This window comes from Nonomuraea sp. NPDC000554 (genome assembly GCF_040300065.1).
In the GTDB taxonomy this organism is placed as follows: Bacteria; Actinomycetota; Actinomycetes; order Streptosporangiales; family Streptosporangiaceae; genus Nonomuraea.
In genome coordinates this window covers 359233-372905 of the sequence record NZ_JBEPDC010000006.1, presented here as the reverse complement: position 1 = coordinate 372905, position 13673 = coordinate 359233, and the positions used below count along the sequence as shown (strand labels likewise).

Annotated in this window: 11 protein-coding genes; 7 read left to right on the top strand and 4 right to left on the bottom strand. The window is 73.5% G+C overall.

The features are described 5' to 3' along the window. Window positions 1-2 precede the first annotated feature (2 nt). From pcaH to ABT294_RS15020, 7 genes are read left to right on the top strand one after another with little or no spacing between them, the layout of a single operon-like run. The gene (gene pcaH / locus ABT294_RS15050; RefSeq protein ID WP_350806119.1) at window positions 3-743 is read left to right on the top strand and encodes a protocatechuate 3,4-dioxygenase subunit beta; all 741 of its coding nucleotides are present in this window, start codon (window positions 3-5) and stop codon (window positions 741-743) included. Next, entirely contained in the window at window positions 740-1264 is a 525-nt protein-coding gene (gene pcaG / locus ABT294_RS15045; RefSeq protein WP_350806116.1) for a protocatechuate 3,4-dioxygenase subunit alpha, read from the top strand. Before pcaH ends, pcaG begins: the two co-directional genes overlap by 4 nt. Continuing rightward, window positions 1251-2381 carry a 3-carboxy-cis,cis-muconate cycloisomerase gene (gene pcaB, locus ABT294_RS15040; protein ID WP_350806114.1) on the top strand — a complete coding sequence of 377 codons (1131 nt, stop codon included), beginning with the start codon at window positions 1251-1253 and terminating at the stop codon, window positions 2379-2381. The genes pcaG and pcaB overlap by 14 nt, the downstream gene beginning before the upstream one ends. Window positions 2382-2383: 2 nt before the next feature. After that, the gene (gene pcaDC, locus ABT294_RS15035) at window positions 2384-3472 is read left to right on the top strand and encodes a bifunctional 3-oxoadipate enol-lactonase/4-carboxymuconolactone decarboxylase PcaDC (protein WP_350806211.1); all 1089 of its coding nucleotides are present in this window, start codon (window positions 2384-2386) and stop codon (window positions 3470-3472) included. Continuing rightward, window positions 3469-4611, top strand: coding sequence for a 4-hydroxybenzoate 3-monooxygenase (locus tag ABT294_RS15030; RefSeq protein ID WP_350806113.1), 1143 nt, complete (start codon window positions 3469-3471; stop codon window positions 4609-4611). The genes pcaDC and ABT294_RS15030 overlap by 4 nt, the downstream gene beginning before the upstream one ends. Then, window positions 4611-5426 carry an IclR family transcriptional regulator gene (locus tag ABT294_RS15025; protein ID WP_350806112.1) on the top strand — a complete coding sequence of 272 codons (816 nt, stop codon included), beginning with the start codon at window positions 4611-4613 and terminating at the stop codon, window positions 5424-5426. The genes ABT294_RS15030 and ABT294_RS15025 overlap by 1 nt, the downstream gene beginning before the upstream one ends. Window positions 5427-5464: 38 nt before the next feature. Next, window positions 5465-6643: an MFS transporter gene (locus ABT294_RS15020; protein ID WP_350806110.1), complete on the top strand. Its 1179-nt coding sequence runs from the start codon at window positions 5465-5467 to the stop codon at window positions 6641-6643. Between the two features lie 54 nt (window positions 6644-6697). Here ABT294_RS15020 and ABT294_RS15015 read toward each other — a convergent pair whose 3' ends face one another. From ABT294_RS15015 to ABT294_RS15000, 4 genes are all read right to left on the bottom strand, one after another. Beyond that, complete coding sequence (locus ABT294_RS15015) at window positions 6698-7972, bottom strand: hypothetical protein (RefSeq protein WP_350806109.1); 1275 nt, start codon at window positions 7970-7972, stop codon at window positions 6698-6700. Window positions 7973-7974: 2 nt separating this feature from the next. After that, the gene (locus ABT294_RS15010; protein ID WP_350806210.1) at window positions 7975-11616 is read right to left on the bottom strand and encodes an outer membrane protein assembly factor BamB family protein; all 3642 of its coding nucleotides are present in this window, start codon (window positions 11614-11616) and stop codon (window positions 7975-7977) included. 244 nt (window positions 11617-11860) lie between these two features. After that, complete coding sequence (locus ABT294_RS15005) at window positions 11861-12829, bottom strand: DMT family transporter (protein WP_350806108.1); 969 nt, start codon at window positions 12827-12829, stop codon at window positions 11861-11863. Window positions 12830-13053: 224 nt separating this feature from the next. Then, the gene (locus ABT294_RS15000; RefSeq protein ID WP_350806106.1) at window positions 13054-13665 is read right to left on the bottom strand and encodes a glycerol-3-phosphate responsive antiterminator; all 612 of its coding nucleotides are present in this window, start codon (window positions 13663-13665) and stop codon (window positions 13054-13056) included. Window positions 13666-13673: the final 8 nt, after the last annotated feature.

Genomic DNA, 13673 nt, shown 5'->3' with positions numbered 1-13673 from the left:
GCATGGCGTCCCCCCTCACGCAGCACGACATCGACCGCGAGATCGCCGGCCGTCACGGCGGGCAGGGCGACCATCCGGCACGCGACTACGCCCCCTACCGCAGCAGCGTGCTGCGCCACCCCAAGCAGCCGCTGGTATCGGTGCGCGACCCCGAGGCGGCCGAGCTGACCGGGCCGGTGTTCGGCGTCACCGACGTCACCGTGCTGGACTGCGACCTCACCGTCCAGCATCCCGGGCAGCCGCTCGGCGAGCGGATCACCGTGCGGGGGCGGGTGCTCGACAGGGCCGGCCGCCCGATCCGCGGCCAGCTCGTGGAGATCTGGCAGGCCAACGCCTCGGGCCGCTACCGGCACCGGCGCGACGACCACCCCGCGCCGCTCGACCCCAACTTCACCGGCGCCGGACGCTGCCTCACCGACGACGACGGCCGCTACGCCTTCACCACGATCAAGCCCGGCGCCTACCCGTGGCGCAACCACGTCAACGCCTGGCGGCCGGCGCACATCCACTTCTCCCTGTTCGGCACCGCGTTCGCCCAGCGGCTGGTCACCCAGATGTACTTCCCCGGCGACCCGCTCTTCCCCTACGACCCGATCCTGCAGTCGGTCACCGATCCCGTCGCCAGGGACCGGCTGGTGGCCTCCTACGACCACGGCCTGTCCGTGCCGGAGTGGTCGCTCGGCTACAGCTGGGACATCGTGCTGGACGGCCCGGCCGCGACCTGGACGGAGGAAACCAGGTGAAGCCCACCCCGTCGCAGACCGTCGGCCCGTTCTACGGGTACGCACTGCCCTTCCCCGGCGGCTCCGACATCGCCCTGGACGGCATCACGATCCACGGCCGGGTCCACGACGGCGCCGGCGCCCCGGTGCCGGACTCGCTGCTGGAGTTCTGGCAGGCGGACCCGGCGGGACGGCTCACGGGCGCGCCCGGTTCGATGCGCCGCGACCCGGTGACCGGCGAGACCGTCGGCAGGCACGGCGTGGATTTCACCGGCTTCGGCCGGGTCACGACCGACGCCGACGGGCACTGGACGCTGCGCACGCGGGTGCCGGGCAACGGCTACATCAGCGTCTGCGTGTTCGCCCGTGGGCTGCTCCACCACCTGTTCACCCGCATCTACCTCCGGCCGGACGCCTTCCTCGACTCCCTGCCCGCGCACCGGCGGCAGACGCTGCTGCCCACGCGCGAGGGCGACACCACCTATCGTTTCGACGTCCACCTGCAGGGGGAGAAGGAGACGGTCTTCCTTGACTTCGGCTGACACAGGGGCTTCGGCCGACTTCGGGTTGCTGTCCCCCATGCGTACGGCAGCGCAGGCCACCGGCGACCGGGCGGTCCTCCAGGCCATGCTCGACGCCGAGGCCGCGCTCGCACGCTCCCAGGCCGCCCTCGGCCTGGTGCCGCGGGAGGCCGCCCGCGCCGTGACGGCCGCCGCCCAGGCCGGGGACTTCGACCTGCCCGGCCTGGTAGTCAGGGCACGCTCGGGCGGCAACCCGGTGATCCCGCTGGTGGAGGACCTCCGGGCGGCCGTGGGCCCGCACGGCCCGTCCGTGCATCGGGGCGCCACCAGCCAGGACATCATGGACACCGCGCTCATGCTGGTCGCCCGTCGCGCCCTCGGCCCGGTCCTGGCGGACCTCGACCGGATCGGCGCCGCGCTGGCCGGGCTCGCCGCCGACCACCGCGACACCCCGATGGCCGCCAGGACGCTCACCCAGCAGGCCGTGCCCACCACGTTCGGCCTCAAGGCGGCGGGCTGGCACGCGCTCGCCCGTGACGCGCGCACCCGCCTGCACGCGGCGCGGCAGGCGCTGCCGGCCCAGCTCGGCGGCCCGGCCGGGACGCTGGAGCAGCCCGGCGGCCCGGCCGTCCTGACCCGCTTCGCGGCCGAGACGGGGCTGGCCGAGCCCCTGCTGCCCTGGCACGTGCTGCGCGCCCCCATCGCCGACCTGGCCGGAGCCCTGGCCTTCACCGCCGGGGCGCTGGGCAAGCTCGCCGCCGACGTCCTGGTGCTGTCCCGCACCGAGGTCGGCGAGGTCTCCGAGGGCGTCGGCGGCGGGTCGTCGTCCATGCCGCACAAACGCAACCCGGTCAAGGCCGTGATGATCGCGGCCGCGGCCCGCCAGGTGCCCGCGCTGGCCGCGATCCTGTACGGGTCTCTCGCCGCCGAGGACGAACGCCCCGCCGGGGCCTGGCACGCCGAGTGGCAGCCGCTGCGGGAGGCGTTGCGCCTGGTGGCCGGCGCGGCGGCCGACGCCGCCGAGCTGGTCGCCGGCCTGCGGGTCCATCCCGAGCGCATGCGCGCCAACCTGCGCGTCGCCGGGACGCCCGGTGCCGCGGCCGCGCTCGTCGCACGGGCCCTGGGAGAGGCGGAGTGACCATGCTGCACTACCGGTTGGACGGGCCGGAGGGCGGCCCGCCGCTCGTCCTCGGACCGTCGCTCGGCACCTCCCTGCGGGTCTGGGAGCCCCAGCTCGCCGCGCTCTCGCGCACCTTCCGCGTGCTCCGGTTCGACCTGCCGGGCCACGGCGGCTCCGGCCCGATCGGCGTGCGGACCGTCGACGACCTCGCCGAACGCGTCCTGGAGGTGGCCGGCGCGGCGGGCTTCGGCGACTTCCACTACGCGGGCATCTCCCTGGGCGGGGCGATCGGCGCGACGCTGGCCGTGCGCCATCCCGCCCGGGTGCGCTCACTGGCCATGATCTGCTCCTCGGCCCGCTTCGGCGAACCGGCGGCCTGGCGCGAACGGGCCGGGCTCGTCCGGGCCCGCGGCACCGCCGCGCTGCTGGACGCGACCGCCGCCCGCTGGTTCGCAGGCCCCGCCGACCAGGCGCTGCTGGACGACCTGGCAGGCACGGACGACGCCGGCTACGCGGCCTGCTGCGACGCGCTGGCCGGATACGACCTGCGCGGCGCGCTGCCCGGGATCACGGCCCCCACCCTGGTCCTGGCCGGCCGGGACGACCCGGCCACGCCACCCGCGCACGCCAGGGAACTGGCCGACGGCATCCCGCGGGCCACGCTGGTCGAGGTCGCGGGGGCCGCCCACCTGGCGGGCGTCGACCAGCCCGCCGCCGTCACCTCCGCGCTGCTCGCGCACCTGCCCGACACGCCGGGGATGAGCGTGCGGAGGGAGGTGCTGGGCGACGCGCACGTGGACCGGGCGATCGCTCGCACCACCGCCTTCACCCGCGACTTCCAGGACCTCATCACCCGCTACGCCTGGGGCGAGATCTGGACCCGTCCGGGACTGGACCGTCGCACCCGCAGCTGCGTCACCCTCACCGCGCTCGTCGCCCGTGGCCACCTCGACGAGCTGGCCATGCACGTGCGCGCCGCGCTGCGCAACGGGCTCGCCCCCGACGAGATCGGCGAGGTCCTGCTGCAGTGCGCGATCTACTGCGGCGTGCCCGCGGCCAACGCCGCCTTCGCCGTCGCCCAGCGAGTCCTCGAAGGAGAGTCACCATGACGCACACCAGGGTGGGAATCATCGGCGCCGGCCCCGCCGGGCTGCTCCTCGGCCACCTGCTGTCGGCCCGGGGCGTCGACAACGTCATCCTGGAGAGCCGCACCCGTGAGCACGTCGAGCACCGCCAGCGGGCCGGGATCCTGGAGCAGAACACCGTCGACGTGCTGCGCGCCTGCGGCGCGGGCGCGCGGATGGACAGGCAGGGCCTGGTCCACGAGGGTATCGAGCTCCGTTTCGACCGCGAGTCACATCGCGTCGACTTCCCCTCGTTGACCGGCGGCCGGACGGTGATGGTCTACGCGCAGACCGAGGTCGTCAAGGACCTGATCGCGCTGCGCGAGGGCCCGCTGCTCTTCGAGGCGGAGGCGCTGTCGGCCGACCCCGAGACGGGCGTGGTGCGGTACCGGCACGACGGCGGGCAGCACGAGCTGCGCTGCGACTTCGTGGTGGCCTGCGACGGCTTCCACGGCATCGGCAGGGCCGCCATGCCGTCGATCACCACGTTCCAGCGCGACTACCCGTTCGCCTGGCTGGGCATCCTGGCCGATGTGCCGCCCTCCTGCGAGGAGCTGATCTACGCCCACCACGAGCGCGGCTTCGCGCTGCACAGCATGCGCTCCCCCCACGTCAGCCGCCTCTACCTGCAGGTCGACCCGCGGGACAAGCTCGCCGACTGGTCCGACGAGCGGATCTGGGACGAGCTGGAGACCCGCTTCGCGGTGGAGGGCGACTGGAAGCTGGAACGTGGCCCGATCACCGACAGGAGCATCACGCCGATGCGCAGCTTCGTCGCCGAACCCATGCGGCACCGCCGGTTGTTCCTCGCCGGGGACGCCGCGCACATCGTCCCGCCGACCGGGGCCAAGGGCCTGAACCTCGCGGTCGCGGACGTGACTCTGCTGGCGCGGGCGCTCGCCGGCGGCGAGGAGGGCCTGCTCGACGGGTACTCCGAGACCGCGTTGCGGCGGGTGTGGCGGGCCGAGCACTTCTCCTACCAGATGACCTCGATGCTGCACAGGGACCCGCACCAGACCCCGTTCGACTACCGGCTCCAGCTCTCCCAGCTGCGCTACACAGCCGCCTCGCCCGCGGCGCGGGCCTGTCTCGCCGAAAACTACGTCGGCCTCCCCCTGAGCTGATGGCGGGCGGCGCACGCGAGCCGGGACGGACCGTCGTGTCCAGGGTGCTCGCCATCCTCGGCGCGTTCGACGTCGGCCACCAGCTGCTGAGTCTCAGCGACCTGGCGGCGCGGACGGGCATGCCGTTGAGCACCGTGCACCGGCTGGTCGGCGAGCTGGTGGATCAGCAGGCGCTCGGCCGCACCCCGGAAGGGCGCCTGAGGGTGGGGCCGCGGCTGTGGGAGCTGGGCAGGCTCGCGCCCAGCAGGTTGGAGGACCTCGCGCGTCCCTGGCTGCACGAGCTGTTCGCGGTCACCGGCGAGAACGTGCATCTCGCGGTCCGCGACGGCACGCGGGTGCTGTACGTGGACATGTTGCACGGGCCGAAGGCGGTACCGCTGGTGTCGCGGGTGGGCAGCCGCCTGCCCATGCACCCCACCGGCGTCGGCAAGGCGCTGCTCGCCCACGAACCCGCCTGGTTCGTCCGCGCCTACCTGGGACGCGAGCTGGAGCGGCCCACGCCGTTCACGATCACGCAGCCGGGGCGGCTGGCCCGCGAGCTGGCCGCCGTCCGCCTCCAGGGGTACGCGGTGACCGTCGAGGAGATGTCGCCGGGCACGTGCTCGATCGCCGCGCCCATCCTCGTCGACGACCGGGCGGTCGCCGCGGTCGGCGCCGTCCTGTCCGCGCACCGGTCGCGGGAGCTCGGCCGCCTGGCCGAGCCGCTGCTGTCGGTCACCGGTGAGATCGCCCGGGCCTGCGGGCGGGCGGGCGTGTGCGAATCGCCTTTCACTCAGCGGAATTCGCCGGCGTACGCCGCGCGGGCCACGTCCTAGCATGAGCGGCCACACCCCCTTCGCGCAGGAGTGACGCCATGTCAGCGCACCGCCGTGTTCTGCTCCTCTGCTGGAGCGCGATCCTTCTGGACGGCTTCGACCTCGTCGTGCTGGGCACCGTGCTGCCCGCGCTGCTCCGCGACCACGTCTGGGGCCTGACCCCCGCCGTCGCGTCCGTCATCGGCACGGTCGGCCTGGTCGGCATGATCCTCGGATCGCTGGTCACGGGGACCGTCAACGACATCATCGGCCGGCGCAGGGCGCTCGTCGCGGCCGTGGCCGTGTTCTCCGTCTTCACCGCGCTCTGCGCCGCCGCCCCGTCGGCGGCCCTGTTCGGGACGTTCCGCTTCCTGGCCGGGCTCGGCTTGGGCGGCGCCCTGCCGACCGCCATCACCCTGGTCGCCGACCACACCAGCGGCGAGCGCCGCGGCCGGGCCAGCACGGTCCTGATGACCGGCTACCACGTGGGCGCCATGCTGACGGCGCTCCTGGGCATCGTGGTGATCCCGTCCGCCGGTTGGCGGGTCATGTTCGTCATCGGCGCGCTGCCGTCGCTGGTGCTGGTGCCGTTGATGCTCAAGCTCCTGCCCGAGAGCGCCGCGGCCTCCGCCGGGAAGCCCGCGAACCCGGTGGGCCCGCTCTTCCGCGGCGGGCTGCTGCGGGCGACCCTGGCGTTCTGGCTGACCTCCTTCATGGGGTTGCTGCTGGTCTACGGCCTCAACACCTGGCTGCCGGAGATCATGCGCCAGGCCGGGTACCCGCTGGGCGCGGCTCTGGGTCTGCTGCTGGTGCTCAACCTCGGCGCGATCGCGGGGCTCCTCGCGGCGGGGAACGTGGCCGACAGGGCCGGGCTGCGCCGCACGCTCCTCGGCTGGTTCGCCGCGGCCGCGGTCTTCCTCGCCCTGCTGAGCGTGCCGCTGCCCGTGGTCGCCCTCTACACCGCGGTCTTCCTGGCCGGGGTCTTCGTGTTCAGCGCGCAGGTGCTGGTGTACGCCTACGTCAACGCCAGGTACCCGGACGCCATCCGCGGGACCGCGCTCGGGTGGGTGGCGGGCGTCGGCCGCCTCGGCGCGGTGTGCGGCCCGGTGCTCGGCGGCGCGATGCTGACCGCCGGGATCGCCTACCCGTGGGGCTTCTACGCCTTCGCCCTGGTCGCGGCCCTGGGCGCCGCCGCGATCACGATCGTCCGCCCCGAACGGGCACAGCTGATGGCCTGACCCCTTCCTACGGGTCCCGCCACCGGAGCGCCCGTCGTCCACCGCCCGCGGCCGTCAGGAGCCCACCACCGCGACGGCCGCGAGGACGGAGGACACGAGGCCGCCCGCGACGACCAGCGACGCCCCGGCGAGCGGCAGGCGACGGCTCCATCGGCGCAGCCTCGGCGATCGTGCCACGCTCTCCACCGCGTTCCTGCCTCGCAGGACGGCGATGCCGACCCCCGCGAGCGTGGCCGCCATCCCCACGCCGAACGCCGCCACCATGGCGAGGGCGAACGCCGCCCTGCCGGTGAGCAGGCCCGTGAGCAGCAGCAGGAAGGCCGAGGGAGAGGGCAGCAGGCCACCGGACGCACCCATCGTCACGATGCCCCGCCAGGTCAGCAACGAGCCCGCCTCCCCGTGCCCGTGACCGTGACCGTGACCGTGGCCGTGACCATGACCGTGCTGTCCGCGTTGGCCGCGCAGGTGCCGCAGGAGGAGTCCCACGCCGACAGCGAGGACGACGAGCGAGGACGCGAGCTGCAGCCACCGTGTCACGCCCCCCAAGGAGGACGACCCGTCCACGGTCAGCCACCAGCCGACGGCCAGCACGGCCACCGACACGGTGTGCATGACCGCCACCACCACGCCCAGCAGGACCGCGTCACGGGTCCGGCCGTTGCCGCCGACCAGGTACCCGGCCGTCAGGGTCTTGCCGTGTCCCGGAGCGCAGGCGTGCGCCGCCCCCGCCACCAGCGCGACCAGCAGCGCGAGTGGCAGCACGACCTGGTTGTCCACGAGCGAGGACAGCTCGGCCGTCCAGAGTGCCGCGAACTCGATCGGCGTGCCCGCCGCAGCGCCTGTCACGTCGCCCGCCGCGCCGTCGAAGCGCAACACGTGCGCGGGCGCCGTGGCGGTGTGCAGCGCGCCCGCGCCGTCCGGAGTCGTGGACACCGTCCGGTACGCGGCGTCGACGTCGGTGAGGGCGGTGATCCTGAGGGTGACGGCCCGGACCTCGGCCCGGCACCGGAAGGACAGCACCGCGCCGGAGGCGGCGAGCGCCTCGGTCCGCGTCGCCGTCAGCGGGCACGCCGTCCCGTCCTGCCAGACCCCGATGTGCTCACCGAGGTAGGCGCCGACCTGCTCGCCCCGGCCGGCGAGCGCCCGGTCGAGCCTGGCCAGGTCGTCGGCCGCCGCCGACCAGGTCACCTGCACCGTGTCACCGCGGGCGGTCACCTTCGCCGCGAGCGGCGGGCCGAAGGGGTGTGCCCACCCCGGACCCGCCGCTCCCAGCAGGATCAGCACCGCCAGGCCCGCAGCAGCGAGCAGGCGGGTCAGAACCCGAACCATGATCACTCGCCGCGGACCTTCGTGGCCGCGAGCGCGTGGATCGAGCCGTCGTCGGTGAGCGCGAACAGCAGGTCGCCACTCACCGACAGCGACGACGCCACGCCGCCGCCCAGGTTGTACTCGGCCAGCTTGCGACCGGTCGCCCGGTCCAGCGCCACCACGCGGCCGTCCCAGGTGGTCGCGTAGACCACGGTCTCGGTCGCCAGCGGATGCATCGCCGGCGAGCCGGGGCCGGCCGCCGCGCACCCGGCGGCGACCCGCCACGGGTCGTCCATCGGGCTCTCACCGGGCAGGTAACCGAGCGGCGTCTCCCAGACCGGCTTGGCGGGATCGGCCGAGGCCGTGTCGTAGGCCCTGACCACGCCGTCCACGCTCGCGACATAGGCCATCGCACCCCGGGTCGCCGGGCTGGTCACCGGCGGCGGACCCGGCTCGCAGGTGTTCGCGGTGCCGAGCTTGGCCTGCCAGAGCACCTTCGCGCCCGCCTTGAGGTCGTGGCCGCGGACGCCGGACGACGTCGCGGTCACCAGCCCCGCGTCGGTGAAGGCGGGCGAGGACTCCGTGAACAGGTCACCGCCGGTGTCCACCGAGGACTGCTGGGTGCAGCTGGTCAGATCCATCGCGATCAGCGACTGGCTGGACCCCGAGTGCAGGTAGGCGGTGGTCGCGCCGGGCCGCCGTACGGCGATGCTGTGGAACTGGCCCCAGGCCGCGGGCGCGCCGAACCCGCCGGGCAGGCGGTCGCCGGTCCGCGCGTCGCGGCAGCGCACGGTGTCCCATGCCTGGTAGACCGCCACCGTGCGGCCCGGCAGGTCGAAGACGCTCACGGGTCCGCCCGCCCGGCCGTAGCGCCGCACGGTCGAGCCCTTGACCTGTTCGTCGTCGATCGTCTCCCAGGCCACCTTGCCGGTCTCCGCGTCCAGGGCGTAGACGCGTCCGACCCCGGTGGTGAGGTACACCTTGCCGTCGTGCACGGTCGGGAAGGACTCGGCGTCGCCGTCCAGGTAGGTTCGCCACGCCTCCGCGCCGGTCAGCGCGTCGTAGGCGAGCATCATGCTGTACGGCGAGTCGAACGCCCGCGAGGCGACGATGACCTTGCCGCCTGACACGGCGGCGCCGTTGAGGTGGAACTGCTCACCGGTGCTGGCCGCCCAGCGCAGGTTCAGCCGCGCGCCCGGGTCGTCCTTGGCCGACGAGCGGCCCTCCTCGTCCCCGCCCTGCCCGGTCCAGTCCTGGCCGAGCTCCGGACGGTTGAGACGGGCGTCGGCGACCACCTCGAAGGTCGTCTTGACCGCCGGCCACGGCTTGCCGGCCGTGTCGACCGCGACCAGTTCCGCGGTGTACGTGCCGGGATGCAGGCCGGTGATCCGGGAACTCACCCTGGTCCACGAGACGTGCGCCGTCGGGCACGGCTCGGCCTTGCCGCCAGGAGGCGTGTAGCAGTTGACCCGGCCGGTGGTCTTGGTCTCGCGGCCGAACTCGAGGCGGCTCTCACGCCAGACCTCCTTGCCGTTCCCGGCCCGGACGGTCAGCGCCGCCGTGCTCGGGGTCCGGTCGTCGTCCTCCGCGTACAGCTCGACCGGGACGCCGCCCTTCGCGCCGTGCACGCTGCCCTGTGCGGGGCTGACCAGCGCGACATCGTCGTCCACCTCGAACTGGCGGTGCGTGCCCGCGATGTAACCGACATCCTCGTTACGCTGGGTGCCGGGGTCGTCGGTGATGCCGCCGAAGTCGAGGATCTTGTAGTCCGGCCTGGCGGAGTCGATGCCGTACACACCCATGTTGTTGACCTCGACCGACCTGGCGAACGCGCCCCGCCGGTACTCGGCCTGCTGGTTGTGCCCGGCCGCGAACATCCGCACGTCGTACTTGCTCAGCTCGTCGACGGTCGGTTGCATGCCGGCGCCGGGGCCCCAGCGGGTGAACAGCGAGCGGTGCGCGAACACGAGCACCTGCTTGCCGGTCGCGTGCCTGCGCAGGTCCTCGCGCAGCCACTGCAGTTGCGGCGCCAGGCCGCTGGAGTCGTAGTTGTCCTCCAGCACCACGATGTGGCGTCCGTTGCGGTCGAAGCTGTACCACTCGGGGCCCATGTTCCTGCGCCAGTACTCCAGGCTGCCGCCGTATCCGGAGGAGGTCGCGGTGCCGCCGACGTCGTGGTTGCCGATGACCGGGTAGTACGGGTGGCCGAGCTTGCCCTTGCGCAGCCCCTCGCGCAGGATGTCGTAGCCGCCCTGGCGGCGAGGCTCTTCCGCGTAGTCCGTCACGGTCAGGTCGCCCGTGGTCATGGTCAGCGTGGCGCCGTGCACCTCGGACATCGCCTCGACCTGGCCCTGCCAGCGCGGCAGCGTGTTCTTCGCCTGGGCGTCGTTGGTGTTGCTCACCTCGACGTCCGAGACCATCAGCCACTTCTCCTTGGGATTGGCGGCGTTGGTGTCCGGGACGAGCGCGAAGTCGAGCCCCTTCTGCGGCCCCTGTCCGCCCTTCACCTCGTGGAAGAAGGCCGGCACGAAGTCGTCGCGCAGGGCCGGCGTGTAGCCGTTGGGCGAGACGACGCTGACGAGATCGGTCTCCCTGCGGTTGCGGTCGACGGTCAGCGTGTAGCCGCCGTCCGCTCCCGTGGTCGCCCAGCGGGCGCCGTCGGTGACGGACACGCCCGGGAGACCCTTCTCTCCGTCGTCCTTGACGCCGTCGCCGTCCTTGTCGGCGTAGACGGTGCCCTCGACGGTCACGTCGTCCGAGCCGGCCCCTGTCAGGGTGAACGTCACCGGGGCGCTCAGCGGATCGTAGCCGTCGTCGGCCAGGAAGTGCGCGCTCCAGGACCCCTCGCCGAGGGAGCGGGTGTCCAGCGTGACGGTTCCCGAGGCGAGCGGCGCCCTGACCCAGGTCTTCGACGCGACGGAGCCGGGCTTGTCGTCGGGACCGTACAGGCCGACCCAGTTGAGCGCGTTCGGCTTGTCGGTGGTGTAGCTGAAGGTGACCGGCGAACCGGCCTTCGGGTTGGCGGTGGTGAGGGCGAGGGTGCCGGTGAGGGCGCCGGCCTTCGGCTGCGCACTCGCCGCGGGAGTGGGACTGCCCGTCTCGGGCGTGCTCGCCGCGGGAGTGGGACTGCCCGTCTCGGGCGTGCTCGCCGCGGGAGTGGGACTGCCCGTCTCGGGGGCGCTCGCGGCGGGTGTGGGACTGTCCGTCTCGGGGGCGTTCGCGGCGGCCATCGCGGCGGTGCCCGGCACGAGCACCGCAGTCGCCGCCGTGACCGCCACGAGGACGGCCCAGCGCCTACGGCGGCGCAGCCACGTCACTGCGGTGACAGCCAGCAGCAGGCCGAGCAGCGACGCCGCGACGGGCAGCACCGGCCAGTCCTGGCCGCCCGCGTGCGAACCGGTCGCGTCGACGACAGGCAGCGCGGCCGTCACGTTGGACGTGACGCCGTCGAACTCGGCGATGATCTCGGAGAGCCCTCCCGCGCGCAGCAGGGCGCTCAGGTCCAGGCCGTCAACGGCGCACGACCAGGCGAGTTCGACGACCACGCCGCCGGGGATGCCGCCGGTGTCGCCGGCCACGCCGTGGGCGCTGACGGGGCATCCGCCTTCCAGGAGCCCGGCCGCCCAGGCTCCGGCACGTTCGGGGGTTATGACGTCTCGGTGCACAACCAAGCGACCGCTTGTGAGCCCGGCGGAGGTGCTCACTACGAGTTCGGCATGGCTGCGCGTCAGATGCGCGGAGGCGGGACCAGCAAGGATGCCCAGCGTCGCGGCCAGGGCCACGACGAGGACGCCGGTCGCGCGGAGGACACGGACTAAGGATGCACGTTCAGGTGACACGGCACAAAGCTAGACAAGTTGCTCGGTCAGGTTCGAGTCGCGCCGGAAAAGTTCATCCGGTCCGCCCCAGCTATTCACCCTGGCGGGACGGTTCAGAACCGCGGACCGTTGCGGCCTGCCGGTTGGCCAGCAGCACACCGGCCCCGCCGAGCACGAGCCCGGCGATGACGAGCGGCCCCAGCGACTGGCCGACGAGCAGCCAGGCCAGCACCGCCGTCACCGAGGGGGTCAGGAAGAACAGCGTGCTCACCCGGCTGGCGGACGAGCGCAGCAGCATCATGTTGAGCAGGGTGAACGCCGCGATGGAGTTGACCAGCACCATCCAGGCCACGGACCCGCCGAACGACGTCCAGTCCGACACCCGAGGGGTCTCGACGGCCACGCAGACCAGCCCGACAGCCGGGGCGCTGACGAGAAGCTGCACGGCGGTGCCGGTGCGGACGTCCATGGCCGGGACGAAGCGCTTCTGGTAGAGGGTGCCGAGGCTCAGCCCGAGCAGTCCGGCCACGCACAGCACCACGCCCCCGGCCGGCAGGCTCACCCGGTCGGCGACCGCGAGGATCACGCCGGTCGCGCCGAGGGCGAAGCCGGCCCACTGCCGCCGGGTGACCGTCTCACCGAGGAAGCGCGCGGCCAGCGCGATGACGACGGGGTTGAGTCCCTGGACGAGAGAGATGACGGCCGCCGGGAAGCCCATCCCGAGCGCGGCGTAGAAACAGCCGAACTGGACGGCCTGGATCAGCAGGCCAGCCACGGCGATGTGCGCCGCGACCCGGCCACGCGGCCAGGGGGTGCGCGTGACCAGGGCGTACCCGGCCAGCAGCACTCCGGCCAGGGCGAAGCGCGCGAACATCAGCAGCAGGGGCGGAGCCGCCTCGACCCCTGGAACGCCCGCGATGAACGCGCTGCTCCAGAGCACGACGAAGACGGGAGGCGCGACCGCCGCCAGACGCGACCCGCCCATCCGCGTCCTCCGGATCAGGCGCGAGCCACCCGCCCGCGCCCCCGGGCCGGTCGCCGCCAGATCCGAGCCACCCATCCGCGGCCCCTGGCCGGTGTCCGACCGGCGCGCCTCACTGGGCACATGACCCGTTGAAGGCGGCGGCCCGGGTTGCGGGCCGGACAGCCGCGGCTCTACGGGCGCCATCAAGTCGTCCTTCCGTGCGGGAAACGCTCATCGCGGCCTGCCGCCGATGAGTCAGCGATGGGTTGACGCACCTGACCGGCCCGCGCGCACACGCGCGCAGGCGGGCCGGAGGTGGTTCAGGATGCGCGCAGGGCCGACCGGCGCAGCTCCCACAGCTCCTGGTCCGAGGTGCAGACCCCGGCCGCGCCGTGCTGGAGCGCCTCGACGACGTCCGCCTCGTCCTGGACGAACCCGGCGGCGAGGTACGGCACCCCGAGGTCCCTGGCCTGCTGCTCCATGTACCGCAGCACGACCGCCGGCATGAACTGGACCAGGTCCGGCTGGGAGCGGGAGATCGACTGGACGCTGCGGTGCAGGTTGGAGCGGTCCGTCACGAACACCTTCTGCATGGCCAGCAGGCCCAGGCCGCTCGCGCGTTCGATGATCGCCGCACGGGTGGAGCAGATCGCGACCGCCCCGATCCCCTTGAGGTAGGTCAGGGCGCCGGGGTCGTGGCCCAGACCGGGGGTCGAGTCCATGTTGACGAACACGATCTTGCCCGCGGCGGCGGTCCGCTGGACCGTCGCCGCGAGATCGCCGAGCGGAACCGACGCGAGGATGCCGAGCGGGGTCGAGGTCGTGGTGAACCGGTCCGCCATCGCCACGCCGACCAGCGACGCCATGACGGGGTACTCCGCCAGCGCGGCCAGAAGGCGTCGATCCACGGGACGTTTCGGACGAGAGCTCACCGGTCCAC

Excerpts from the sequence above, each read along its gene's own strand:
- pcaH (WP_350806119.1), top strand. The coding sequence starts at position 3 with ATGGCGTCCCCCCTCACGCAGCACGACATCGACCGCGAGATCGCCGGC.
- pcaDC (WP_350806211.1), top strand. The coding sequence starts at position 2,384 with ATGCTGCACTACCGGTTGGACGGGCCGGAGGGCGGCCCGCCGCTCGTC.
- ABT294_RS15030 (WP_350806113.1), top strand. The coding sequence starts at position 3,469 with ATGACGCACACCAGGGTGGGAATCATCGGCGCCGGCCCCGCCGGGCTG.
- ABT294_RS15025 (WP_350806112.1), top strand. The coding sequence starts at position 4,611 with ATGGCGGGCGGCGCACGCGAGCCGGGACGGACCGTCGTGTCCAGGGTG.
- ABT294_RS15020 (WP_350806110.1), top strand. The coding sequence starts at position 5,465 with ATGTCAGCGCACCGCCGTGTTCTGCTCCTCTGCTGGAGCGCGATCCTT.
- ABT294_RS15015 (WP_350806109.1), bottom strand. The coding sequence starts at position 7,972 with ATGGTTCGGGTTCTGACCCGCCTGCTCGCTGCTGCGGGCCTGGCGGTG.
- ABT294_RS15005 (WP_350806108.1), bottom strand. The coding sequence starts at position 12,829 with ATGGGTGGCTCGGATCTGGCGGCGACCGGCCCGGGGGCGCGGGCGGGT.